This is a genomic window from Bacillus cereus group sp. MYBK15-3 (assembly GCF_051916765.1).
Lineage (GTDB): Bacteria > Bacillota > Bacilli > Bacillales > Bacillaceae_G > Bacillus_A > Bacillus_A cereus.
In genome coordinates, this window is sequence record NZ_JBQAHG010000001.1 from 363,658 (window position 1) to 389,186 (window position 25,529).

Below are 25,529 nucleotides of genomic sequence, written 5' to 3' on the forward strand. Positions count from 1 at the left end.
TATGTTTACTATTATCCTTCCTCCTTCAACAAATGTAGTAACATGAGTCCAGTACAATACCGAACTCATGCCCTAAAAACTCTCTAACGCAACAATCTGTCTAACTCTATAAAATCAGTTCATAATATACGATTTTTCTTACAGAAATATAGCACACCAAACATTAGCATAATACCAATTACGTAAAAAATTGTTGTTCCGCTCCCACCAGTATTAGGAATTACCCAATTATTCTTCGCATTTTTCACTGTTATTTTTTGTGTCTTTACTGCTTCTGTAATTTCTATTTCTATTGGATCTCTAAGTAACATGTATCCGTTCGGTGCTTTTATTTCTTTAATCGTATACTTACCAATTGCTAATTGGTTGGAAATTACCTTTCCTTTTTCATCCGTTATTAATCTACTAAGTTCTTTCCCTTCTTTATCTAACACTTGAAATACAGCGCCTTTTAGCTTTAATTCACTATCCTTATCATCAACTTTTTCAATTTCAAATTGCCCAGTCGGATCTGGCAATTTCTTATTTTCTATTTTAATTTCTACTACTGTATCTTTTTCTATTTTTACAGCTATTTTATCTTTTAATAATTCGTAACCTTTAGGTGCTTCTACTTCCACTAAGGTATAGTTTCCTATTGGTAAGTCTTTTGATATTACTTCTCCTTCTTCATTTGTTACTAGTTCTCCAACTATTTTCCCATTTAAATCTTCAATTTTAAACTTTGCTCCCACCAATTTTTTATTATCATTATTACTATCAACCTTTTTTATTTTTACTTTTCCTGTACTAGGCTTGTTCCAATGTTGCCAGTTAAATTTGAAATTGTGAAATTCAAATCCACCAGTTTGTTGTACCGCGCCGACAAATGCTTGTCCATTAATCGAGCCGCCTTTTGTTTCTAATACAGCATTGGGAGCAAACACACTCCCAACGACACCATATCCCTCTGTTGTAATTTTTTTCGCATTTGGAAAAACCCAAATCACTTTCCCGTATAGCTCAGTAAACGGGGAATTAGGAGAATATGGTTGTGATGTAGGAACTATATCTGTAGCCCTTCCAATATTGTTCGTGTCATATAGAATAGACCCATTTTTAAATGTAACCTCTGTTGCATTCGAATACATAACAACAAAATCTTTGTCCTTAGCATTTGGTAAAAATACATCTCTTATATCTAAATTGATTTTCCCTGTCAATTCTGATGAAACATAAATATTAGGATTGTTTATATCTTTTCCGATTCCATGACTCATATTTGGAATTGGGGTATTCGTTTTATATTGACCTGCATTTTTACTGACTTGGTTCACTATATTGCGAAATTCATTAAATTTCGCGTCAATTTCTAGTTTTTCTTTATAAACGATACGATCATAAGAGGATTGTATGATGCGATCTGGATCACTCTCTTTTGTCATTACGACTATTCCGTTTTGAATGATAAAAGATTCTTCCCTTGATTTCTTAAATTTTCCAGACAATAACAAGGACGGATATCCCTCATCAACCCATTTTTCACCTACTATATTAGATGTTCCCGCTGCAGCACCTACAATCGTATACCCCGATGCATCCATATCACCTTGGACTGCAATTGCTCCTTCAATGTCGCCACCTATTGCTTTATGGTTACCAAAGACAACAGCATTATAACGCGATATATCTCCTAGACCTTCTAAGGTAGTCGTGGATCCATATGCTTCTTTTGGTACATATACGACAAAACTTACACTTAACATTAACAAAACAATAAAATGAATACTTACCAGCTTTAATCGTAGCCTCAATTCCTTTGTTCCCACCTTTACCGTATTTTTTTATAATCGAATAAAATGAATTTTTATTAATGATGATTTACTTCATCCCCTATATACCGTCTTTACTTATCTTTGAATTTCCGGTCCCACTTCCCATTAATGCAGGATAAATACATTCTATCGAGTTAACTTTTTCTTATAAATTACGACGAGAAGCACACATAACAATAGGATTGTAACTATTACAGTCCACTTATTAAATATAAATATCTCTGTACTCACTTTTTGTTTTTCTTTCTCGTTTAACTCCACGCGCTCACCTCGAACTAGCAATCTATTGGTGTTTACTCCATAAGGCGTACACGTAATTAAAGTTGTATAATCTTTATTTTCTACAATTTGTAGATCGTCCGTTTCATGTGGTAACACTACTTTAATTTGATCTACTTTATAAGCAAGAACTTTGTCTAAAGAATGAATATAAAAAAGATCTCCTTTGCTCAACTTATCTAAATCTGTAAATAATTTTGCTGATGGTAAACCACGATGCCCTGTTAAAATAGTGTGCGTATTTTCTCCACCTATCGGGAGCGAAGAAAAATCTAAATGACCTATCCCGCGGCTCAATACTTCCTCAGATGTCCCTTGATAGATTGGCAGTTTTATATTAATTTTCGATATTTCAATATACCCCATTACATCTCCTAAATTTAACGCATCAGCATATGCTTGATGATTACTTTTTTTTTCAGAAAATGGATCAGTAAATGTTTTCGTGGAAGTGTGAACTTGTTTATTATATTCAGCTGCTTCTTTTTCCCTACGTTCAACTTCTTTCTTTTGTAGCGCTTTGATCTTCTTATCGTAAGAGCTAATCTCAGAATAATGTGCACGAGTCGCCAACCAATTACTAATAGTAGGATATAAAAAAACACCTAATCCAAATAAAAAAATACCTCCCAAAACAAGATTTCGTTTCATATTTCCACCTCTGTATATGCTTAAATATCGAAAAGAGGGAAGCATTTTGCTTCTCCCCTTTTCCCATAGTTACATGTTCCTAAAATCTTAATTATTAGCAGACTTTTTTCTAAAGAAAACAAATGCCGCTGTAACCATTAACGTAAGACCTATTACAGTAAAAAGAGTCGTTCCTATGCCACCCGTTACCGGAAGAACCCATCCACTTTTATTATTTTCAATCGTTAATTTAACCGTTTGATTATTTTCGCTAATCTTTACATCGATGGGATCTTTTAATAATTGATAAGAAGCTTTTGTACCATCTTCTTTTGTATATGTTGGTGCTTTCGTTTCAAAAATTTGATAGTCTCCATATGGAATGTTAGACCATTTAATAACACCATTTTCATCTGATACACCTGTTACTTCTTTTCCTGCTACAACAACTATTTTTCCATTTTTATCTTTAAGTACAAACTCCGCACCTTTTAATTTATTCTTATTAGCACCATCAATTTTTGTTAACTCAATTATTCCAGTTGTTGGAATAACAACTACGGGTTTAGATTCCTTTTCTCCAATTACATCATTTTTATTTGTAAAATCAATTTTTGCTGTATTTAAAATTTCCGAACCAGATGGTACTCCTTCTTTTACTTGAGATTTAATTTGCAAATGAAATTCTTTTTTACCATCTAATTTTGTGAAATCTTTTACTGTAGCTGTTACTTTTTGACCTTCTATAGCTACCTCTACAATGCTTGCATTTACTTCTGCCCCATCAATTTTCACGATTGGCTTTCCTTGAATCACTAAACGATTATCCAAAGTATCTGTTACCACATATTTTTTGTATTCCTTAATGTCTTCTGGAATTAATGTTTTAATATCATAATGATAATTAGTTAACGGATTGATTGGTAACGCTTCCAATTTTCCGTTAATCTTTTTATCAATTGTTGGTTCTTCATAGTTTTTCACTTCTAATTTAACTACTGTACCAGAAGTAATAGTTCCATCTTCATTAATTGTTCCGGAGTTTTTAACAAAAAACTCACGTTTAGTTGGATCTATTACGTAGCCCTTCGGAGCTTTTGTTTCTTGGAAATAGTATTCTCCATACTCCAATCCTTGCACGCGAATATGACCATTAGCATCTGTTGCTAACTCTTTTTTCACTTCTGTACCGTCTTTTTTAAATAAAGAGAATACTGCACCTGCTAATGCTTTTTCATTTACACCAGTTTTTATTAAATCCACTGCACCACGTTTAATCTCATTTTTGGGATACATGTGAACATCATAGTTTAGCACCTTACCCTCTTTATTCGTTAATGGGATATCCACTGTATACGTATTGGGGTTTAGATTAACATGTGGAGGTCCTGCCACTTCTTTCACCTCATAACGTCCTAGCGGAAGATCTTTTAATACAACTTGTCCGTTATCATCTGTTACTACTTGATTTGGAGTGGCTCCCATTACAGGTTTCACGTCTTCTTTTACGATTTTCCCATCGTTTGAAATTTTTTCAAAAGAAGCAACCCTTTTCACTTCAAACGTTACACCTTTTAATGGTTTCACATCTTTTGGCACCTCTTGATTTGCAGAACCGTCACCTTCTAGTCCCTGCGCTCCATCTTTTTCTTGTTCATACTTATGAATCGTTAAAGTACCTTTAGATGATGAATCTGCCTTTACTAATACACTAGACCATGTAGAAAATGTTAAGAATAACACTAAAAGCACACTAAATATTTTTTTCATTTCTCTTATCCCCTTTACTACTTCTATCATTTTAAAAATTTCTTTATTACTATTACCTTCTTAAAAGCAATAGTGTGCCAAGTATCAGATTTAAACGAATAACATAAAACATAGTCGTCCAACAATCCATTGTTTACAATCACTTATTCACTTTTCTTATCTTCTATTATTACGTTGTCTCTCCGCATGATATATGTAATTTTCTCCCCTAAATTACACGTATATCCCTATTTCAAGAATCATTACATTTGTTACATAATAGCTTTCACTGCTAATTTCGACTAGTCACTTACTGTCAATCTATTCATATCTCACTTCCTATCCCTATTTAAAATCCAATCTTAATCATTTTTTAATACATATAAGTAATAACCAACAAATAAGTGTGACGATTCATATTTTACGTTACTGTCCAAAACTATTACCTGTATATTCAAATAATATGTGCTATTCATGTTAAATTATGGTATTATTCTTAGAAGTTTATAACTTTTATTTATATTTTTTATTGATAAAGGTTTTCCGTATCTACTTATGAAAAAGGAATATATGTTTATTTAACTATTACGCATAACTGTAAGGAGGAAGAATATGACTAAAAAACTCAGTCTAGTTGAGATAGAGTACATTTGCAATATGTTTTTTCAATCTTTCGAAATTCCAGTTTGTTTTTTAGATTGTAACAAAAATATTCTTTTAGAATTTAAATCCAAAAATGATTCACATTCGTTATATACATCAAAAATAGAACAGTTACATATGCTTTTTCAGAGAAATGATACATATAATTCCCCCATCTTCAGAACTCACGAATATCTAGGGCACTTTATTTTAATTCACATAAAGAGCGATTATATGGTGAACGGTACTGTTATTATTGGGCCCTTGACACATGTAAATTTTTCTACAAGTAAAGCGGATAGTAACCTTAATTTTATTCCAAATTATAAAAGAACAAGAGACCATTATTTTTCATTGTCAGTCAAAGATCAAAATTTCTTTGTAAATATAGCGATATTGTTCTATAACATTCTCTATAAAAAAAATTCAGATGTAAGCACCTTTTCAAAGAACAGTGACTCACTTCATATAAGTCATAGCAGCATCTTAAACGAAGATGTATATATTTCAATGCAAAAAGACGAATCCATTTATCATAATTTATATATAGAGCAGCAACTACTTAGTTCTATAGAAGACGGGGATAAAGAAACCGTACTCAAATATTATTACGAATTCCAACAAGAGACTCTTTCATCTTTATCTTCATTCCATCAATTAAGACGTCATAAAAACATTTGTATTTCATCCATCACGCTCGCTACTAGATATGCGATAAAAGGGGGACTTCCATCTGGGATTGCTTACAAAATTTATGATTTACATATTCAAAGAACAGAAGATTTAAAAGACAAAGAATCTGTTTGGGATTTATTAAAAAATGCTTTTTGCACCTTTGCAGACCGTGTAAAGGCACAAAAAACACAGCAACATTCACAGACTATTGCTATTTGCAAAAACTATATTTTTAAAAATATTTACAATCCAATATCTGTTAAACAACTTGCTAAATTTGCAAATGTGAATTCAGATTATTTATCTATATTATTTAAAAAAGAGGTTGGTATTTCATTAATTGAGTACATTCAACGTGAACGAGTCGAAGAAGCAAAGAAATTATTAACTTTCACCACCTATCCCTTATCAGACATATGCGCTTCGCTTAATTTTAGCGATCAAAGTTATTTTACTAAAATTTTCAAAAAATTCACCAATGAAACACCTGGTAAATATCGAAAATCTCATGTTGTCATTTAGAGTGAACCTTCCATTAAAACAAAATGTTTTCAGTAACTTATCAATGGCAAATTAGAAGTACTCCTATATTCATGAGCTATAGGATTTATGCTATTTTCAAATCAAAAAACACGTTACTATTCTCATTAAAATAAAAGAATAGTAACGTGTTTTATATGTAATATAGTTCTGTAGACAGAATAGTATCCAACTGCAAATTTTTATAAAAGCCAAATGTACCGCTTAACTATTAAAATCTTAATAAGTAAAAAATCCATATTTCGTTTTATTTACTTTCTACTTTATTTCTTTTGAATACTGAACTCTTTTCTTCAAACGAATAATCCCTACTATTATTTTTGTATCTTTCTAAATTTGCGAACAAAAGTGAGTACTGTGCCTGTAATAATCATCAATATGCCGATTGCTGCACTGTTAGTTGTACTTACACCCGTCTTTGGAAGCTCCTTATATGTATATTCTTTTTTATCGCTATTACTGTTGTTAGAGATATTACTCTTATTTGCCTTATTAGCAAGACCATTAGGTTTGCTAGTTTCTTTATCTTTCACTAATACTTTTTGTATCGTATTTACCTCATTACCCACGGAATCTCTTACACTATATATTATTTCATAAATACCAGCTTTATTTGTATCTATAGTTCCTTCATACGCTACTTTAGAAGTAAGGTCACCGTCTTCTGTGTCAGTAGCTGATACTCCTATCAACGGATCAAATTGATCACCCTCAGTAATTGAAGTTGTAGCAGGTACTTTTAGTATTGGTTTATCATTTTTAACTTCTTCTCTAACTTTGACCGTTACAGTTTGCTTCGCCGTTACTTCATGGCCTTTTGAATCTGTAACTGTGTATTTTAATACGTAAGTACCGGCTTTATTTGTATCTACTTCACCATCAACTTTGATTTTAGAAGTAAGATCACCGTCTTCTTTATCGATAGCTAATACTTCTGCCATTGGAACAAATGAATCTCCTACATGAATTGTCGCTCCAACAGGCACTGTTAATTTAGGTTCTAAATCTGATGTTTCGCCATTTCCCTCTACAATTACAGTCTGTGTAGCCGTTGCATTCCCCCCTTGAGAATCAACAACCAGGTATTCCACAATGTATGTACCTGGTTTTGAAGTATCTACATCGCCTTTATGCTTTACTTTATTTGTTAAATCACCATCTTCTTTATCAACAGCTTTTACATTTCTCATTGGATCAAACGTATCACCTACACGTAGTGTAATCGTAAACGGTACAGTTAACTCTGGAGCTTGGTTTTCTGCTGTTTTTTCGTTTTCTTTCACCGTTCCTGTAATTTTTGCCGCATCAAAAGCATTTTGGACTGCTTGAACTTCAATTGAGTTCGTTCCATATTTATTAGCTGCGACTTTAAGGCATGCCAATTTCAATTCAGAGAAATCAGAAGTCATGTTTAATTCATCAGTATTTGCATAATAGAAAATATCAAACATTTTATCTTCACCAATACCATTTACATTTACACCGTTATGAGTACCACCTTGTGCAATTAAATACGCAACTTTATTAATAATACTTGAATTAAAATGTACGCCTCCATAATCCTCTCCATTTAAATCATTATATTTACTATAATCATCGGGATACGGTAGTCCTTCTGAAAAATTAATTGCAGTTGGATTTTTCATATTACGAAAAGTCGATCCAGTTTGCTCTCCTATTGTCCAGTTAAATTCCCCATTATTTATGTATTTCTCTATAGCCGTTCCCATAATATCCGATAATGCCTCGTTAATTGCCCCAGATTCTCCTGAGAATTCAAGGTTAGATTCACTTGATGTAACTGCGTGTGTAAATTCATGACCGGCTATATCGAACGCTTTTACCATAGGATCTCCATATAAAAGCATACTGATGTTATTAATATTAGTACTAAATGCATTCTCCCAATTTTCAGGATCATTTGTTCCTCCAGAATCCCATGCATGTACAACTGAAACTACTTTTTTTCCTTTATTATCAAAACTATTACGATTATATTTTTCTTTATAAAAATCATATACCTTTGTTGCTAAGAAATGAGCGCTTACCGCCTTTGGATCATTAAATGTTGTTGAAGCGCTAGTTGCTAGTATGCCAGGATAATAACTTTCTTCATTTGTAATATCTCTATAATTTACATCATATGTCTCAATTCCTTGCCCTCTTGTGTAATCAGCAAGCGCATAATTCCCACTGGTCTGTTTAGAAATACCAAATGTACGAGTTACGCCTAAATCATCTTTTCCTGTTCCAGTTAATGATGTGAAATTGCTAGTTTTATTTTCCTTAACGGATTCAACATACTCTTCACTTATTTTCAAACTTGATTCTTGTACCATATCTTTTAACATATCGCCATTATGAGCATTCACTAAATAAGTTCCAGATACATAATTTGGTGTTGTAGCAGCAAATGTAACTTGATATGCATTGCTAGCCTGCCCATGATTTTCATCAACAAAAATAACCGCCTTAACTTCTGGTTCAGAAATAAATTTAATGTCGTTTCCGTACTTTTTATAAATATATTGTTTCGCTTCTTCTTTTGATAAATTAATAGGTTTCTTTAAATCTTCTTGTGTTAAATTTTGTGCGCTAGCTCCTGAAATGCTTTTAATAATACCTTTTTTATCTACGTGAGCAGTCAACTGGTGGCCATACACTTCTTTTCCTTCATATATTTGTTGCATGCGCACAAGTGTAGTTCCATCATAAGAACCACGTTTTTGAAGAACCTTGTAATCTACTCCTGTTTCTGCACTAACTTGTTTTGGAGACAAAGCATGCTCCGTATTTTCCTTAAGTGCATCTTTCACTACATTCTCTGGCGCCTTTTTTGATGGTTGTGTAAGATCACCTGTACGGAACGAATCCTCTTGAATTTCAACTTGCATTTGACCAGGTTCCTCTGCATGACCTACTCCATATGGTGTTACACTTGTTAAAACGAATCCTGTTGTTAATGCAACTATAGCTATTTCTTTTTTATTTCCCATGATATTTACCTCGTATAAATTTCTATTATTTATATGAAACTGCTAAAATGTATACAATCTATTCCTAACATAAAAAGATGACTTTTGTAATCTACAAAAGCCACCTCTTCAATATGTAATATCCCTAAAATATTTTTAATACATAATTTCTATACAAAAAAGAAAAAAGCATTCATTAACGAGCATTTTGCAATACTTTTATTAGGTCATTTATATTTTCAACTTTCTGCTGAAACTGATCAAGTCTGCTATGTAGCAATGAAGGATTTTTATCTTCAGTTGAAATAACTTGTTTTAATTCATTTTCTAATTTATCATACATATCAAAGAAATTATCAAATTCTACACTTACAAGCTCTTCATTTTCGCGATAGAATCTTTTTGCTTCTATATAAGTCATATATGATTTATTTAAAAATCCTAATGAAATTAAATATTTAGAAGTGTTTTCTTGATAAATAGCAATATCACATGCTATTTTAATATCAGAATAAGTCTTTTGAACGAGACAATGCAATTCAAAAATCTTAAACTTTAATCCATTATTCATTTCATCCCCTCCCATCGTATCTATTCTACATAAAATTAGAATATTATACAAAGAAAATTATTAGCATAAAATTGACAATTTAAAAAATAACTTAAGGATAAACAAAATCCCTCTCATTACAAATTATAATTGCGGAGCATTTACCAACATAACGGCTAAATAAAAAACGAAAAGAATAAATCTTTCCGCTCTTAGAGTAATAAATACATTTCATATTGCGCTAAAGAATTCTTTTCAAATCCACATTTCTTTAAAAAACCCTCCAATAAATTATTGTTAGGAAACCCAATTGATAAACTTGATAAATTTAATTCTTCTCTTGCTACTTGTAATAATTTCATCCCAACACCAATATTTCTATAACCTTTGTCTACGAAAATAAAACTAATTTTACCTTGTTCATTTACGCATAGAGAGCCTTTTAAGTCATTATCGACATATACACCATAAAATACATTATTTGTTTTTTTAATATAATCAATATCATTTTGCCAATTTATATGGAAGTTTAACCATTTCTGAATTCCATCTTTAAAAGTTGGAAATTCTAATTGTTTTACTTCAATATCTTTACAATCTTTATTCATTATTTTAGTCAAATCATTTAAATTATAATAAAAAAGATCGTACACTTTTTCATAGCCCAGCTTATTATAAAAATGAATCGCTCGGTCGTTTCCTACAATGACTTCGAGAAAAAGTTGCTTACATCCATGTTGAATCGCCTCTTCTTTATGCAGTTCAAATAATTTTTGACTCACACCAATACCGCGGTAATTAGGATGAACCGCTAATGTTCCGCAGCGCATAGTCTTTATACTTTCATAATCCTTTATGCCACCTAGTATTACGCCAACAGATTTGCCTTCTTCTAAAGCAAGAAAAGAATGTTCTAGCAAATTACCTTCTGATCCCAAAAAACGTTGTATAAAATCCTCTTTTGAAACCTCCATCTTAATAATGTAATCTGAAAATCCATCTTTAAAAGCTTCATATACTAAATCAATATTTACTTCACTACACCTTTTATATTGAATCATATAAAATTGCCCTCCAACTGCTTATATTAAACTCAACGTGTACCCATATAATATATTCCATCTATTATAAATTTCAGCTCTTAATTTGAAATGAGCGGACATTTCCCTACATATAACTCACTATTGATTTGTTTTATAACAAACTATCTATTATTTACTACATTAACCTCATAAACACGTAAAAAAGCAATTAAATGCTCACATGCTCTTTCACATGCTAGCATTTTAAAGATTTTTTGTTCTTCTTTCGTTTTATCATTTGCTTGATCTGAAGCAGCTTTTAAACAGAGAAATGGTTTTTTATTTATTTGGCATACATAGGCGAAAGCTGCTACTTCTTGATCAACTGCCAATGCTCCATATACGGTATGGAGTAAATATCTCATTTCTGAACTACGAATACGTTGATCTCCTGATAAAAATGTACCGAAATGTATCGGATCATACGATCGTATTTTTTTTATTCTTCTTACAAGTGATTTTGTTGTTTCAATAGGTGCTGTTCTACCGTTATATAAATTAAAAACATCTTCTCCTGAACCCGCAGCAGTAACATCATGTTGTATTGCGTTTAGTGCGACTACAATATGACCGTTTTTCACCTTGTTTGATAAACTTCCGCATATTCCTGTCATAAACAACTCATCTGGCTGAAACTCACTAATTAACAATTGTACACAACTAGCGCAGCTTACTTTACCGACACCAGTAACAACTGATATAATTTCCAGCTCATTAATAGTATGAAAATGAAATTCCCAAGCTGCTCTTTTTTCAACACGTTCACTTGGATAATGTTGATGCAAATACGTCAGTTCTGGTTCCCATGCAGAGACAATTGCAATACGTTTCATTACACGCTTCACTTCCCCTATTGTCATTTAAATGAGTTATCTATACTTTCTCATTCATAATCTAGAATCCAGTCTTTATATTTCTTATATAAATCTCGTATTATTTCTTTATTCTTCGCAATTACTTCACTTCCTCTATCATCATACATAAACATGACAATATCTTTCGTTGCATTTATGAGAAATACATTTGGATAAGAAATTTCTTTTTTTCGTCCAAATCGAGGATACAGAGCAGAGAAATCCTCATGATTAGCAGCTTGTATAAGCAATTTATACTTAATATCTTCCGCAAGGCATTTTAAAGAAAATTGATATGTACAATATAAATCTGCTTCTTCATCTTCAAATAGAAACGGTAACGTTTCTTGTCTTATATGAAATCTTAAATCTCTTTTCTTAATATATTTATTGTATACATTTATTTTCTGTGGAGTTTTTATGTTTTCCTTTTTAAATCTATAAACATTTGTCACTACAAACACTACATCTTCTTTTGAAAATATATCTTCAAATAAGAATTTATTATATGTATATAATTGAGAAAAGTATTCCATATTTAAATCGTCGGTTCCTTCTACAATTTGATATTTATCTTTTCCGAAATCAAAATGTAAATGATTTCCCCACTGAGAATATAAGTAGGGTACTAATGTAACTCCTGGAAAAGTTTGAGTCATATATTCTTTTAATTGCATTTCCTTGTCCTTTCTACTGTACAATTCCTTTTAAATCCCAGTATGCTTCTTCTAGCCACGGATGTATAACTTTAAATGTATCTTTCCTTTCCCACAAATATGAAATATATACAAAAGCTGCTTTTTCCAAAAAATTTGCCAATCCTTTTTTATTTCTATTAAATATGGTGGTGTCCCGTTTTGATCCCATTCTATTTTATCTGCAACAAATAATACTAAATCCATCTTCGTTGCATGTTTACGCAACGTTGTATGGCAACAAATTGCATTTAAAATTTCTTCATCTTCTACTTTAAATATTTCTTTTGCGATTACTCTCGATAGTTTTTGATGAATAATTATAGGAAACTTTCTTTCTGCTTCCACTATTTCTATCCCAAATTCTTCAGCAACTGCAATCCGCTCCTCGTTCGGAAAAATGCCACTAATATCATGTAAATATCCTGCAAGTGCTGCTTTTTCTTTATCTACGTGAAACTTTTCTGCAATCTTTTTTGCCTCATTTGCTACACGAATTGAATGTTTATATGTAAACTCTTTATTATATTTTAGTAGAAAAGCTTTAATATCATTTTCTATTTTTCCAGTTTGAGTAAATGAATATATATCATTACATAACATAGAAAATCCCCTTATAACTACCTTTCATTATAATGTAGAATCTAAATATCCTTGTTATTTTATATTCTTTATTAATCTTTTTACTCCTTTTTAATACGTTACATGAAATTTTATACAGAATCATCGCTACAAGTACATAAATGTTTGATATTATAGTAATGTTGATGATTTGTAAGGAAAGGAACTACACAATGAATAAAAACATATTAATTATTGATGATGATAAAGAAATTGTTGAATTACTTGCTGTTTATTTGCGAAATGAAGGCTATAACATTTATAAAGCTTATGATGGCGATGAAGCATTGCAAAAGGTTTCTACATATGAAGTTGACCTTATGATTTTGGATATTATGATGCCAAAGCGAAACGGATTAGAAGTTTGTCAGGAAGTGCGTGAAAATAATACTGTACCAATTCTAATGCTTAGTGCAAAAGCAGAAGATATGGATAAAATATTAGGTCTTATGACAGGTGCCGATGATTATATGATCAAGCCATTCAATCCATTAGAATTAGTAGCAAGAGTGAAAGCTTTATTACGAAGATCCTCTTTCCAAAACGCTACTTCGCAAAAGAATGAAGATGGTATTATTCGTATTCGCTCTGTTGAAATACACAAACATAATCATACTGTTAAAGTAAATGGAGAGTATATTAAATTAACCTCTATTGAGTTCGATATTTTATATTTATTTGCAAGTAATACAGGAAGAGTATTTAGTTCAGAAGAAATTTTCGAACGCGTTTGGAATGAAGATGGTTACGGTTCAAATAAGACTGTAATGGTTCATATTAGCAACTTACGGGATAAACTTGAAACAGTAATAAATGGAGAAAAATTTATTCACACTGTTTGGGGAGTTGGCTATAAAATTGAGAAATGAAGCATTTGATATATTAAAAGATATCCCTAAATGGAAACTTATTTTTTGGCTCTTATTAGCTATCACACTCACGCCTATTACTGAGTTAATTATTTATCGCCTCGTTACGAGTGTAATTGAGAGTTCACTTACTCTAACTGAACTTGGTAAAGAATTCATTCGAATTTTTGGTTATGAAAAGTATAAAGGGATTAAAGAATCGTTATGGATGATGATTGTATCTTATTTGTTTTTATTTTCTATTTTTTCATCCTATCTTTACATTTTTTATCGCCACGAGAAAAAACTTTACTATGAAACTTGTATTAAAAAAATGATAGAAGAAATTCGTTATATTGCAAATGGAAACTTCAATCATAAAGTTTCTATTGTAAATCATAATTATCTAGAAGAATTAGCAATCGGGGTCAATGAAATTGTTGAACAATTAAAAGTCTCCATTGATGAAGAAAGACAAGCGGAACAAGCAAAAAGTGAACTTATTACAAATGTATCACATGACTTACGCACTCCCCTTACTTCTATAGTTGGATACGTAAATTTAATCCATCATGATAATTATAGAGATGAAGTAGAATTGCGATACTATATTCAAGTCATTTACGATAAAGTAACTCGTCTTAATGCATTAATGAATGACTTGTTCGAATATACACGTGTTCAAAATAAAGAGTTAAGCTTGTATTCTGTTCCTATTGACATAGTAGAGTTACTTGGACAATTAACTGTTCAATTCCGTATACAATTTCAAGAAGCAAATATAGAATGTCGACCTTCTTTCCCATCTCAAAAGCTCATGGTATTAGCTGATGGTGAAAAATTAGTGCGTGTGTTTGAAAATCTTATTATAAACGCTATCGCTTATGGAAGCGAAGGTCGCTATATTGACCTTACTGCTTATGAAAGCAATAATATGATTACAATTGATATAACAAATTACGGACAACCTATTCCTAGTACGGATTTACCTCATATTTTTGAACGTTTTTATCGCGTTGAGAAATCTCGCTCTACAAACACTGGTGGATCTGGACTTGGATTAGCTATTGCAAAAAGTATAGTCGAATTGCATAAAGGAACAATTGAAGTATATAGTGATGATGAAAAAACAACATTCACTGTAAAACTACTCCCATACAAATGTTAATATTATAAATAAAAAGTTCAATTTCTTATCATATAAGAAATTGAACTTTTTCCATTAATACCCAAAACTTAATAATCCTTTATAATTCTTTAGAAATTCTTTACCTTTTCTTTCTTCCTAATTAAGCATTCCTTTTTACAATACTAGTATTGATGTCATAATAGGAGGATCGCTTATGCAATTCTTAAAAAAATTCGCTATTTTATTATTATCTTTTTTTATTACTGCACTTATCGTTTTATATTTTTACCTTTATGTAAATGGTCCGATTATTCAAGCTAAATCAGCTATTTTAATAAATGCTAATTCAGGTGAAATTGTTTATAAAAAAAATGAAGAAACTCCAGTACAATCAGCTGCTTTATCTAAATTAATGACAGAATATATCGTATTGGAGCAACTAAATGATAGAAAGATACAGTTAGATGACTTAGTACAAATAAGTAACGAAGTTTTCCGAGTAGAAACAAGCCCTATACAAGTAACATCGAATGATAAAACAACGGTTCGTGATTTACTTCATGCATTGCTACTGGCAGGGAATAATCGTTCTGCACTCGCTCTAGCAGAACACATTGCTGGAAATGAAGATAACTTTACAGTATTAATGAATAAAAAAGCAAAAGAACTAAAGTTATTACAACCATCTCCATTTCTAAACTCTACTGGAATTAATAATGATACAGATAAACAATCAACTACAACAGCGATAGACGCAGCTAAACTAGCAGCTAAATTAGTAAAAGATTTTCCAGATGTATTGAATATTACGAAACTAACCTCTTACCAATTTACCTTCAAAGATTCCCAGGTTTTCAATACGAATAAAATGATATATTCCCTTAATGAAAACATTAAACTTCAAGGTGTTGATGGCTTACAAACTAGTTTTTCAACTAACGGTAATTATAGTTTTGTCAGTACAGCAAAACTTGGAGATACTAGACTAATTTCAGTAATATTAGATGCAGATGAAGAAAACATTTCATTTATTGAAACAAAAAAGTTGCTACAGTATGGTTTTGATCCTTCCTCGTACTCTGCACTCCAAGCTTTTAAAGACGCCCTTACATCCTGGACAATATTACTTCAGTTTAAAAATTTAATTATACAAACTATAATGATTTTTTTAATCATTACCACCTTAATGTTTTTACATATACGTCAGAAAAAATCCGAGGATTTCAATTAAGAAATCTTCTTATATATAAAACCGACTTGCGCTTAAGATGCAAGTCGGTTTTTAATTCTATCATCCTCTTCAAATTTGCTGAAACTGGTTGCAAGTTTAACTTCCTCGCCCATATAGATAGCTGACCAATATGATGAATTTCATATCCCATTACATGTCTTAAAACCTATGTTTTTTGAGGCATACATCCATCTCTGTTTCCTTTCGTTGTATTCGTTTGTTTAGTTTAAATGGGTTAATCTATTAATTCTATTAAATCCAACAATTGAACTATTACATATTAAAGTTCTATTCATATACTGTAGTAGATTACTAGAAAGGAGGCTTAACTATGGATAGTTGCGTTGTATTTGTAAACGGACAACCTTTTTTAGTTCTTTCAGTAGCTGGTATTGAAATTGCTAGATTAGAGATTTCCCTTCAAGTAGCATTAGCTCTAAGAGTGCTTGGGATACCAATCTGTGATTAATTACCAAATTAAAAGAAAAAGAGGGCATTAGCCCTCTTTTTTTATTTTCTTCTCACCTTTTCTTAACAACAAACAAAATTCAAATTTAATTAATTATAAAAAATTAAAGTATATGAACGTTACATGAAACACTTGTTAAGATAGCTGTCCTTCACACTATTTATTTCGCCGACATTATATAATCAAAGCACACAATGATTAACTTTTTATACGTCTTATTTTAAGTGTGCTAGCATTCTAGGCTAGATAATTATGACTGCAAAAAAACTTCAAGTTCTCGTTTATATAAATTAAATAACGCTTTCACTTTTTGAATCGATTGATAATCTTTAAATTGCTGTTCTCTATCTTCTTATCCTTGAAGAGCACTAATCCAACTATACTCTACATCTACAATATGAAATAATGTTTCTAACATACCCCCAGTTTGCAAAGTAAATCTTCCTCTGAAAGTTGTTCACACCACTTAAACCAATTATCTCTTACTTGCCAATTATATTGAAATAAAGTGTACACATTTATCTCTCCCTTACTTCAATTATCCACCTAACAGCATCTGTTATACATTTAACCATTGACAATCACTTCTCTTCGGCCAAGTTCCTCTACAGCGTGATTAATTATTTCACTTACAGATAAAGAACCATCCAATATGATATCTGAATTCGGCTTAACAGTATGAATTGCCTCTAAATAAGCTTTTCTCGCATATGTCATGTAATGTTCCAAATCATTATGTATTTCATCTATTGTACCTTCCTTAAAATCTCGCAAAATCCTTCTAGCCATCGCAATATCTAAAGGCGTATCAATAAATATAGTTACATCAATGAATTTTCGCATCTCACTATTTAAGTATGCAAAAGGATAATCTACAATAATATAGTCTAAGGTATTATTTTGTATAAGTTGCTCAATATCATGAATTAATGGTGTTAATACCCACTCGTCGTAATTCGCCCCATCATCAATCCATTTACAAATATCAGCAGGAGATTTATCAAATGTGTAACTATCAAAATATAGAGCTTTTGAGTTTTTAAACTTATGCTTTAATCTTTCTGTAATTGTAGTTTTACCTCCCCCCGAAACAGCTGCAATTGAAATTATTTTTGTTTTATTATCCACTATACCCACCAAACCCCTTTGTTAACATAATATAATTATAAATTACTATCGTTGCTACTTCTTCCATTCATATTCTAACATACTCATTTCCCATAAATTCCAATACGTTTCTCCTACTCTTTTTGACTCTCTTAATAAGCCTTCTTTTACAAACCCTATTTTTTCGTAACATGAAATGGCCGATGTATTAAAATCATACACACCAAGAGTTACTCTATGTAGTTTTAATTCGTCAAAAGCAATATGAAGTACTGCTTTCATCATATGTTTTCCTATAGAACGTCCTCTCATCTTCGTATTACCAACTAATACTTTTCCAATTCTAGCGGACTTATTAATATTATCTATTTGCCCAAGCGAAATATGTCCAATAACGTCTGAAGTCTCTTCATCTACCACTTTTAAAGCGAGTGTATTTGCACTTTCTATATACTTCTCTAATTGCTGTTCGTCTAAAGGAAATGTGAATGCATTTCCTGACCATTGTATTAGAAATTCTTCGGAATTAATCCAATTTATTAATTGTTTAAAATCAGATTTCTTAAAGCTTTCTAGTTTAATCACTTCCTTGCTCCTTTCGTACATCATGCTTTATAACCTCAAACTTATTTCTATATAAAGAATATATTCTCCTTTTATATAAAATTAAAATAAAGCCATTCATGTGAATGGCTTTACAAAAAAGCAGCATAATTATGCTTTGTTTGCTACATCAATACCATTAAAATCAAAGTCAGCAGTAACCGTTGTAACCGGTGGGAAAATTGCTTCAATTTTGCAAATGGAAATAATTACTCCAACCGATCCAGGAATAGCCGCAAGCCTAACTACATCACAACTTACAGACGAAACAGTACCTACATAAGTACGTCCCTCTGTATTAATTTGAACTGTTCGATTAATTAATTTCTTAAGTTCATCTCTAATTCCTTGTACACAAGAATTATCACATTTCTCATGCTGTTCTTTTTTACACTCTTCGAATACTTCCCAACAATCATCTTGTTTACATGTACACTTCTTTTTACAATTATTAAATCGAGAACCCAATACCTCACCCCCTAATCCTTTCTATTAGTAAAGTATGTCCACTAGCTTAAAAGGGTACGAGGCAAACACATAAAAAGAAAAAAACAAACAATTGTACCAAACTTTCTTTTCATTATTCATTATAAAAACAGACTTCTCCTAATTAAAAGCTTTTTAATGAGCGGCCGTGAATTTAGTCCTACTCCATTTAATGTTTAGACACCACTTTCTAAAACAAACCTTTTTTCTTTTAAATAAGACGCCCCTTAAAAACACACTAGATTTTCCCATTAACTCACATATACATAGACTTTATTTGTGGATTTCCCATTTTTCATTGTGAAATATACATTTAAAAAGCGTACTCGAAAATAAGATATTATTTGTAATCAGAACATTTTCTTCAACAAGTGTTTATTGAAAAATACCATAACTAGTAGTAGTTCTCTCCACTTTCTCTTAAAAATTAGCATAGTTTGTATGAATTCTATATCGAGTAGAAGACACTCTATCATATAAAGATAAAATAGTAGGTTAATAAACAAGCAATTTTTTTATTAAAACATAGAATAATATGAACACTATTGAAAGGAGGTAGAAATAAATGTCCTGGAAAAATGATTGCTGGAGTTCTCAGAAAAAGCATTGTTGTGATGATTGGTGGAAATCTAAAGAAAAACATCATTGTGATGATAATTGGAGTTCTCAGAAAAAGCATTGTAATGATGATTGGTGGAAATCTAAAGAAAAACATCATTGTGATGATAATTGGAGTTCTCAGAAAAAGCATTGTAATGATGATTGGTGGAAATCTAAAGAAAAGTGTCATTGTGATGACGATTGGAGTTCTAAACGAAATAAGTGTCGTTGTAAATGTTTCTTTATTTGTTGCCATTGTAAAAGAAAAAACTGGTAATATTTTTAATGTCAACTTAACGGAAAGAATATGTCTTTTGGAACCAATCGGACTTTTCCGGAAAGTTGATCCCTCACCTACTTCCTTGCTTTCGCTGAATTTTTAGGTGGGGGCATTACTGCCTGACAAATAGCGAGATAAATACTAGAATGTAATATATAAAAAGCTGACTGAGTATAGTCAGCTTTTTATATATGAACACGTAAAGGTTTAAACAGACATATAAGCAGTCACGCTTTGTCACCACCTTGTTGTTGTAAATTAGTATTCCCCCATTGAATAGACATTCTATAATATCGTATTTTGATTAAAACTATAAAACATACTTAACACTAATAGTAGAATTTTTCTTCTTCATCAACTTCACTTCTTCTCTTTTTATAAACATAAAAAAGGATCTCTATTTATATAGAGATCCTTTCTAATTTTATAATTTACTAGACTGTAACCCCTGAATAAACGGAACTACTTCAGGATTTACAAGTGAAGACAAATCACCTAATTCTTTTCCTAAGTAAGCTGCTTTAATAACACGGCGCATTACTTTAGAATTACGTGTTTTCGGTAAATCTTCTACAACGTGGATGTCTTTAGGACACAACGCTTTTCCAATATGAGAGTTTACTAAACTCATTAATTCTTTCTTTAATTCTCCTGTGAATGTTACATGATCTCTTAATACTACAAAACAATGACAAACTTCACCTTTTACTTCGTCAGGTACACCAATTGCAGCAGCTTCAATTACATCGTTATGTTTCACAAGAATAGATTCATATTCAGCAGGTCCAATACGTTTACCTGCAATATTTAACGTATCGTCTGAACGCCCTGTGATGATATATTGTTCACCATCGTAAATGACCCAGTCACCGTGGACCCATTTATTTTCAAAACGTGACCAATATGTGTTCACGTAACGTTCATCATCTTCCCAGAAGCTTTTCGTCATACCTACCCAAGGTTTCTCTAAGCATAATTCTCCGACTTCATCTCGAATTGGTTTACCTTGATCATCCAGTACGACAGCTGCCATTCCTGGTAAAGATGCGTTAAAACTAATCGGTGCGATTGGCTTAATAAGAACATTACCGAAAATCCCACCAGAGATTTCAGTTCCACCTGAGTAGTTACAGATTGGAACATTTCCTTTTCCAACTGTTTCAAACAGCCACATCCATGGATCAGGATTCCAAGGTTCTCCTGTTGATGCGAATACTTCCAAACTCTTTAAAGAATGTTTATTGACATACTCATCACCTTTTGCCATTAATGCTCGGATTAACGTTGGCGAAATACCTAGATGAGTAATCTCATATTTATCAACTGTCTCCCATAACCGGTCTGCTTCTGGGAAGTCTGGAACACCTTCGTACATAACCATCGTTGCTCCATTAATGAGTGAACCGAATAATAGAAACGGCCCCATCATCCAGCCCATATCAGTTACCCATAATACACGATCACCTTGTTTAATATTCATTCCAAATCCTGCATCAAAAGCTGCTTTCAAAGGAAATCCTGCATGCGTGTGTACTGTTCCTTTCGGCTTACCAGTCGTTCCTGATGTATAAATGAGCATCAATGGATCATCACTTTGCATTTCCTCTGCATGTATGAATGGTTTTTCTTTTTCTAGCGTACTCCACGAAAAGTCATAGTTATGTGGTGTAAAATCATTTCCTGCATGACGAACGATAACAACTTTTTCAACAGTTGGGCAATGTTCACAAGCTTTATCTACTTCATCTTTTAAAGAAACAATTTTACCGCGACGTGAAAATCCATCTGCGGTAATAATCATTTTTGAACCTGCCGCTTGCACACGTGTCATAACTGCATCAGACGCAAAGCCTGAGAATATTGGTGAAATAATTGCTCCGATTTTCATTACAGCTAGCATCGCAACAACTGTTTCTGGAATCATCGGCATATAAATTGTTACACGGTCACCTTTCTCAATACCCGCGTGTTTCAAACCATTTGCAACACGGCTTACCCAGTTGTCAAGCTCTTCATATGTAAATGATTTTGAAGTTCCATTTTCCCCTTCGTACTGAAGTGCTGGCTGTATTCTCGTCTCTTCATCCGCAAGCCAGCGGGATAAAGCTGATTCTACAACGTTACATGTTCCGCCATTATACCACTGTGCAAACGGTGTACCATTTTCTAAATCTAACACTTCTGTATAAGGTTTCATCCATTGATAGCCTACTGCTTTTTCTGCCTCTCCCCAAAACCAAGCTGTTTCCTCAATAGATTTATTATAAAAAATTTCATAGTCTTCATATCCCAATGATTTCATCCAACCATATAAACGTGTTTTTTCCTTGTACTCTTCTGTTGGAAACCAAACTGCTTGTTTCAATGTTTTCCCCTCCTTAACTTTTTGAGCAAGAAAGCCCTAAATAGGGCTTTTAAACTGGATATACAGGATGTTTACGATCTGTGAATACTTGATATTTACTCATATACATTTCGAAACGTCCTTTTAACTCTTCACGTAAATTGTTTGGATGAACAATACCATCAATCACCATCTCTGATGCTAAGTGGTATATATCAATATCTTTCTTATACTCTTCACGTTTTTCAGCAATGAAGCTAGCACGCTCTTCTTCTGGTAAAGCTGCAATTTTATTTGCATATACAGCATTAACCGCAGCTTCTGGACCCATTACCGCAATAGAAGCTGTCGGTAATGCCAGACAGCAATCTGGTTCAAATGCTGGACCTGCCATCGCATATAAACCAGCGCCATATGCTTTACGAACAACGATAGAAATCTTCGGTACAGTCGCTTCACTCATTGCAGAAATCATTTTTGCACCGTGGCGAATAATACCGGCACGCTCTACTTTTGTACCAATCATAAATCCTGGTACATCCGCAAGGAATAATAATGGAATATGATATGCATCGCATAAATTAATAAACTTAGCAGCTTTATCAGCTGAATCGTGGAATAATACGCCGCCCTTCATACGCGGCTGATTTGCAATAATACCAACTGGCTTACCATCAATACGTGCTAAGCCTGTAATTAGCTCTTGAGCAAATAATTTTTTCACTTCATAGAATGAACCTTCATCAATAACTCTATTAATGAGATCTTTCATATTGAAAGGAGCATTTTGATTTTCTGGAATGATTTGTTCTAACGTTTTATCGAATTGCTTCGGTTCTTGAGGTGTAACCAATGGAGTCTTTTCTAAGTAGTTGTTTGGAAAATATGAAATGTATTGTCTTGCTTGTGTAATCGCATCTTCTTCTGTCTTACATAAAACATCTCCGCATCCTGATACAGAGCAATGCATACGAGCTCCGCCCATCTCTTCTAAAGTTACCTTCTCACCGATAACCATCTCAGCCATACGAGGAGATCCTAAATACATAGATGCATTTCCTTCTACCATCATTACAACGTCACAAAAGGCTGGAATATACGCACCACCAGCTGCAGAAGGTCCAAATAACAAGCATACTTGAGGAACTTTACCTGATAACTTCACTTGATTATAGAAGATTCTTCCTGCACCGCGGCGCCCTGGGAACATTTCTACTTGATCTGTAATACGCGCTCCAGCAGAGTCAACTAAATAAAATAACGGAACACGTAGTTTTTCAGCTGTTTCTTGAATACGTAAAATCTTTTCAACTGTGCGTGATCCCCATGATCCAGCTTTTACAGTAGAATCATTGGCCATTACACACGCAGTACGACCATGTATTTTACCCGTTGCCGTTACAACGCCATCCGCAGGTAAGCCTGTTTGTTCACAGTTAGCAAATAATGCATCTTCTACATATTCGCCATTATCAAATAGAAGCGCTAAACGATCTCGAACAAATAATTTTCCTTTTGCTTTATTTTGCTCATGATATTTCGGTGCCCCGCCTTGTTTAATTGTTTCAACTCGTTCTTCAAATGAATTAGATTGTTGTTTTTGGTCTAACATATTTACTCCCCCTTATACATCGGTTTGCGTTTTTCTTTGAATGCCTGTAATCCTTCTATTCGATCTTTCGTATGGATTACACCTTCATACGCTTGTTTTTCCATTTGTAATCCGGTATGTAAATCAACTTGAATACCATTTGAAATTGCCTCTTTTGCTAATCGAACAGCAATAGGTCCATTACTAGCAATTTTCTCTGCTATTTCAATCGCTTTCTCTTCAAGTAAATTAGCTGGTACAACAAATTCTACTAAACCGTATTCTTTTGCTTCTTGCGCTGAAATACGTCTACCTGTATAAATTAATTCTTTCGCTCTACCAACACCAATTAATCTCGGTAAGCGCTGTGTACCACCTGCTCCTGGTATAATTGCAAGTGTCGTTTCAGTAAGACCAAGACTTGCAGATTCAGCAGCAATTCTAAAATCACAAGCTAAACTTAATTCCGTACCACCACCAAGTGCAATTCCATTTATAGCAGCAATAACTGGCTGTGGTAATTGTTCAACCATCTCCATAGTAGTGCGAATCATACTAACAGCATGGCGAACTTGTTCTTCATTCATACCGGCACGCTCTTTTAAATCTGCACCAGCACAAAATGCTTTTTCACCAGCACCAGTCAAAATAACTACACGTACGTTTGAATCTTCACTTATTTGAGTTAATATCGTTTGTAGTTCATCTAATAATGCCAAAGATAATGAGTTTGCTTGTCTTGCACGATTTAACGAAATCTTTACTACGTGAGGTGTTACATAATCAACTGAAATGTTTTGTAATTGTAGCATCTTCTCACCTACTTATCGTTTTATGTTGAAGCGCTCTATACACATGACTCGGTAATTGGATATTCAACTTACTTTGAATAAATTGACTAGCTCTCAATAACTTTTCTTCGTCTATATTCGTTTGGACTCCTAATTTATGGAGCATATGTACTAGGTCATCAGTGGCAACATTACCTGATGCTCCTGGTGCATAAGGGCAGCCCCCGAGTCCACCACAAGAACTATCAAACGTTGTAATACCGTATTCTAATGATTTAACTACATTCGCTAGAGCCATTCCATACGTATTATGAAAATGCATGGCAAACTGCGAAGCATCATACTTCTTTAATAGATGTTCTAATACTTGTTCTACTTGTAATGGATTCGCTACACCGATTGTATCCCCAAGAGAAACTTCATAAATGCCGTATGAAAATAGTTGATTACATAATTCGTCAACTGCTGCGACACTTATATCCCCTTCATAAGGACATCCAAATACAGTAGAAACATAGCCTCTTACCTTTTTCCCTTCGAATAATGCCTGTTTTGTTATATCTTCAATTACAACTAATGCTTCTTTAATCGATTTATTAATATTACTTTTATTATGAGATTCACTTGCTGATAAAAAAACATTCACCTCATCTACATTTTGCAAAAAAGCTCGTTCCAAACCATTTTGATTCGGAACAAGCGCAGCATATGTAACATTTGGATCCCTTTTCAGCTCAGAAAATACATCATTTGCATCCGCTAATGCAGGGACCCATTTTGGGTGAACGAATGAGGAAACTTCAACATACGACAATCCTGCTTCTGTAAGTAGTTGAATCCATTTTACTTTATCTTTTGTGCCAACAATCTTTTTTTCATTTTGTAAGCCATCACGTGGCCCGACTTCTTTAATGACAGCAAAATTAGGTAGTTTCAATTCGATT

21 protein-coding genes and 2 pseudogenes are annotated in these 25,529 nt (G+C 32.7%); 6 read left to right on the top strand and 17 right to left on the bottom strand.

What is annotated here, in order from left to right; genetic code table 11:
* Nucleotides 1-119: 119 nt before the first annotated feature.
* From ACTFR8_RS01980 to ACTFR8_RS01990, 3 genes are all read right to left on the bottom strand, one after another.
* Nucleotides 120-1,793 (bottom strand): SpaA isopeptide-forming pilin-related protein, encoded by a 1,674-nt coding sequence (locus ACTFR8_RS01980; protein ID WP_440026887.1) that lies wholly within the window; start codon nt 1,791-1,793, stop codon nt 120-122.
* Between the two features lie 147 nt (nt 1,794-1,940).
* On the bottom strand, nt 1,941-2,744 hold the full coding sequence (locus tag ACTFR8_RS01985) for a class C sortase (RefSeq protein ID WP_074596001.1): 804 nt from the start codon (nt 2,742-2,744) through the stop codon (nt 1,941-1,943).
* Nucleotides 2,745-2,831: 87 nt separating this feature from the next.
* On the bottom strand, nt 2,832-4,493 hold the full coding sequence (locus ACTFR8_RS01990; RefSeq protein WP_000719312.1) for a SpaA isopeptide-forming pilin-related protein: 1,662 nt from the start codon (nt 4,491-4,493) through the stop codon (nt 2,832-2,834).
* Between the two features lie 591 nt (nt 4,494-5,084).
* Between ACTFR8_RS01990 and ACTFR8_RS01995 the strand changes: the two genes are divergently transcribed.
* Nucleotides 5,085-6,311 (top strand): AraC family transcriptional regulator, encoded by a 1,227-nt coding sequence (locus tag ACTFR8_RS01995; RefSeq protein ID WP_000162831.1) that lies wholly within the window; start codon nt 5,085-5,087, stop codon nt 6,309-6,311.
* A 332-nt stretch (nt 6,312-6,643) separates the two neighbouring features.
* On the opposite strand, the gene ACTFR8_RS02000 is transcribed toward ACTFR8_RS01995, so the two are convergent.
* From ACTFR8_RS02000 to yqeK, 6 genes and pseudogenes are all read right to left on the bottom strand, one after another.
* A complete protein-coding gene (locus ACTFR8_RS02000) occupies nt 6,644-9,325 on the bottom strand; it encodes a M4 family metallopeptidase (RefSeq protein WP_074595762.1) in 2,682 nt (893 codons plus the stop codon).
* Nucleotides 9,326-9,500: 175 nt separating this feature from the next.
* Nucleotides 9,501-9,875 (bottom strand): hypothetical protein, encoded by a 375-nt coding sequence (locus ACTFR8_RS02005; protein ID WP_001059022.1) that lies wholly within the window; start codon nt 9,873-9,875, stop codon nt 9,501-9,503.
* Between the two features lie 191 nt (nt 9,876-10,066).
* The gene (locus tag ACTFR8_RS02010; RefSeq protein ID WP_252209991.1) at nt 10,067-10,915 is read right to left on the bottom strand and encodes a GNAT family N-acetyltransferase; all 849 of its coding nucleotides are present in this window, start codon (nt 10,913-10,915) and stop codon (nt 10,067-10,069) included.
* 143 nt (nt 10,916-11,058) lie between these two features.
* Nucleotides 11,059-11,796, bottom strand: a complete 738-nt coding sequence (gene mtnN / locus ACTFR8_RS02015) for a 5'-methylthioadenosine/S-adenosylhomocysteine nucleosidase (protein WP_001987381.1) — start codon at nt 11,794-11,796, stop codon at nt 11,059-11,061.
* A gap of 23 nt (nt 11,797-11,819) precedes the next feature.
* Complete coding sequence (locus ACTFR8_RS02020) at nt 11,820-12,467, bottom strand: DUF3885 domain-containing protein (RefSeq protein WP_252209989.1); 648 nt, start codon at nt 12,465-12,467, stop codon at nt 11,820-11,822.
* Between the two features lie 13 nt (nt 12,468-12,480).
* Nucleotides 12,481-13,088 (bottom strand): annotated as a pseudogene (gene yqeK, locus ACTFR8_RS02025) (bis(5'-nucleosyl)-tetraphosphatase (symmetrical) YqeK).
* A gap of 191 nt (nt 13,089-13,279) precedes the next feature.
* On the opposite strand from yqeK, the gene ACTFR8_RS02030 reads away from it, so the two are divergent.
* The 4 genes from ACTFR8_RS02030 (at nt 13,280) to ACTFR8_RS02045 (ending at nt 16,783) form a co-directional block, all read left to right on the top strand.
* Complete coding sequence (locus ACTFR8_RS02030) at nt 13,280-13,975, top strand: response regulator transcription factor (protein ID WP_074595766.1); 696 nt, start codon at nt 13,280-13,282, stop codon at nt 13,973-13,975.
* Complete coding sequence (locus tag ACTFR8_RS02035) at nt 13,965-15,122, top strand: sensor histidine kinase (protein ID WP_001243309.1); 1,158 nt, start codon at nt 13,965-13,967, stop codon at nt 15,120-15,122. The genes ACTFR8_RS02030 and ACTFR8_RS02035 overlap by 11 nt, the downstream gene beginning before the upstream one ends.
* Before the next feature lie 175 nt (nt 15,123-15,297).
* Nucleotides 15,298-16,314 (top strand): D-alanyl-D-alanine carboxypeptidase family protein, encoded by a 1,017-nt coding sequence (locus tag ACTFR8_RS02040; protein WP_001160052.1) that lies wholly within the window; start codon nt 15,298-15,300, stop codon nt 16,312-16,314.
* A gap of 331 nt (nt 16,315-16,645) precedes the next feature.
* Nucleotides 16,646-16,783, top strand: coding sequence for a DUF3956 domain-containing protein (locus ACTFR8_RS02045; RefSeq protein WP_000376554.1), 138 nt, complete (start codon nt 16,646-16,648; stop codon nt 16,781-16,783).
* 256 nt (nt 16,784-17,039) lie between these two features.
* Here ACTFR8_RS02045 and ACTFR8_RS02050 read toward each other — a convergent pair.
* The 4 genes and pseudogenes from ACTFR8_RS02050 to ACTFR8_RS02065 all read right to left on the bottom strand — a co-directional run.
* Nucleotides 17,040-17,299, bottom strand: a pseudogene (locus ACTFR8_RS02050) (DinB family protein); the annotation flags it as partial.
* Nucleotides 17,300-17,350: 51 nt separating this feature from the next.
* The gene (locus tag ACTFR8_RS02055) at nt 17,351-17,920 is read right to left on the bottom strand and encodes an AAA family ATPase (protein ID WP_000513265.1); all 570 of its coding nucleotides are present in this window, start codon (nt 17,918-17,920) and stop codon (nt 17,351-17,353) included.
* Nucleotides 17,921-17,965: 45 nt separating this feature from the next.
* Nucleotides 17,966-18,499 (bottom strand): GNAT family N-acetyltransferase, encoded by a 534-nt coding sequence (locus ACTFR8_RS02060; protein ID WP_065845400.1) that lies wholly within the window; start codon nt 18,497-18,499, stop codon nt 17,966-17,968.
* Nucleotides 18,500-18,604: 105 nt separating this feature from the next.
* Nucleotides 18,605-18,961, bottom strand: a complete 357-nt coding sequence (locus ACTFR8_RS02065; RefSeq protein ID WP_000535577.1) for a hypothetical protein — start codon at nt 18,959-18,961, stop codon at nt 18,605-18,607.
* A 563-nt stretch (nt 18,962-19,524) separates the two neighbouring features.
* On the opposite strand from ACTFR8_RS02065, the gene ACTFR8_RS02070 reads away from it, so the two are divergent.
* Nucleotides 19,525-19,962, top strand: a complete 438-nt coding sequence (locus tag ACTFR8_RS02070; RefSeq protein WP_176716600.1) for a hypothetical protein — start codon at nt 19,525-19,527, stop codon at nt 19,960-19,962.
* A gap of 321 nt (nt 19,963-20,283) precedes the next feature.
* Here ACTFR8_RS02070 and ACTFR8_RS02075 read toward each other — a convergent pair whose 3' ends face one another.
* Genes ACTFR8_RS02075 through mvaB form a run of 4 tightly spaced genes read right to left on the bottom strand, consistent with a single transcriptional unit; the run spans nt 20,284 to nt 25,522 of the window.
* Entirely contained in the window at nt 20,284-22,224 is a 1,941-nt protein-coding gene (locus tag ACTFR8_RS02075) for an AMP-binding protein (RefSeq protein WP_000806459.1), read from the bottom strand.
* A gap of 49 nt (nt 22,225-22,273) precedes the next feature.
* Complete coding sequence (locus ACTFR8_RS02080; RefSeq protein ID WP_000886744.1) at nt 22,274-23,815, bottom strand: acyl-CoA carboxylase subunit beta; 1,542 nt, start codon at nt 23,813-23,815, stop codon at nt 22,274-22,276.
* A gap of 2 nt (nt 23,816-23,817) precedes the next feature.
* Entirely contained in the window at nt 23,818-24,606 is a 789-nt protein-coding gene (locus ACTFR8_RS02085; protein ID WP_000939798.1) for an enoyl-CoA hydratase, read from the bottom strand.
* Between the two features lie 4 nt (nt 24,607-24,610).
* Entirely contained in the window at nt 24,611-25,522 is a 912-nt protein-coding gene (gene mvaB, locus ACTFR8_RS02090) for a hydroxymethylglutaryl-CoA lyase (RefSeq protein ID WP_000775433.1), read from the bottom strand.
* Between the last annotated feature and the right edge of the window lie 7 nt (nt 25,523-25,529).

What these genes read in the sequence shown, in the direction of transcription:
- ACTFR8_RS02085 (WP_000939798.1), bottom strand. Translation starts at nt 24,606, where the DNA reads ATGCTACAATTACAAAACATTTCAGTTGATTATGTAACACCTCACGTA.
- ACTFR8_RS02000 (WP_074595762.1), bottom strand. Translation starts at nt 9,325, where the DNA reads ATGGGAAATAAAAAAGAAATAGCTATAGTTGCATTAACAACAGGATTC.
- ACTFR8_RS02020 (WP_252209989.1), bottom strand. Translation starts at nt 12,467, where the DNA reads ATGCAATTAAAAGAATATATGACTCAAACTTTTCCAGGAGTTACATTA.
- ACTFR8_RS02060 (WP_065845400.1), bottom strand. Translation starts at nt 18,499, where the DNA reads ATGATGTACGAAAGGAGCAAGGAAGTGATTAAACTAGAAAGCTTTAAG.
- ACTFR8_RS02030 (WP_074595766.1), top strand. Translation starts at nt 13,280, where the DNA reads ATGAATAAAAACATATTAATTATTGATGATGATAAAGAAATTGTTGAA.
- ACTFR8_RS02010 (WP_252209991.1), bottom strand. Translation starts at nt 10,915, where the DNA reads ATGATTCAATATAAAAGGTGTAGTGAAGTAAATATTGATTTAGTATAT.
- ACTFR8_RS01995 (WP_000162831.1), top strand. Translation starts at nt 5,085, where the DNA reads ATGACTAAAAAACTCAGTCTAGTTGAGATAGAGTACATTTGCAATATG.
- ACTFR8_RS01985 (WP_074596001.1), bottom strand. Translation starts at nt 2,744, where the DNA reads ATGAAACGAAATCTTGTTTTGGGAGGTATTTTTTTATTTGGATTAGGT.
- ACTFR8_RS02040 (WP_001160052.1), top strand. Translation starts at nt 15,298, where the DNA reads ATGCAATTCTTAAAAAAATTCGCTATTTTATTATTATCTTTTTTTATT.
- ACTFR8_RS02080 (WP_000886744.1), bottom strand. Translation starts at nt 23,815, where the DNA reads ATGTTAGACCAAAAACAACAATCTAATTCATTTGAAGAACGAGTTGAA.
- mtnN (WP_001987381.1), bottom strand. Translation starts at nt 11,796, where the DNA reads ATGACAATAGGGGAAGTGAAGCGTGTAATGAAACGTATTGCAATTGTC.
- ACTFR8_RS01990 (WP_000719312.1), bottom strand. Translation starts at nt 4,493, where the DNA reads ATGAAAAAAATATTTAGTGTGCTTTTAGTGTTATTCTTAACATTTTCT.
- ACTFR8_RS02005 (WP_001059022.1), bottom strand. Translation starts at nt 9,875, where the DNA reads ATGAATAATGGATTAAAGTTTAAGATTTTTGAATTGCATTGTCTCGTT.
- ACTFR8_RS02045 (WP_000376554.1), top strand. Translation starts at nt 16,646, where the DNA reads ATGGATAGTTGCGTTGTATTTGTAAACGGACAACCTTTTTTAGTTCTT.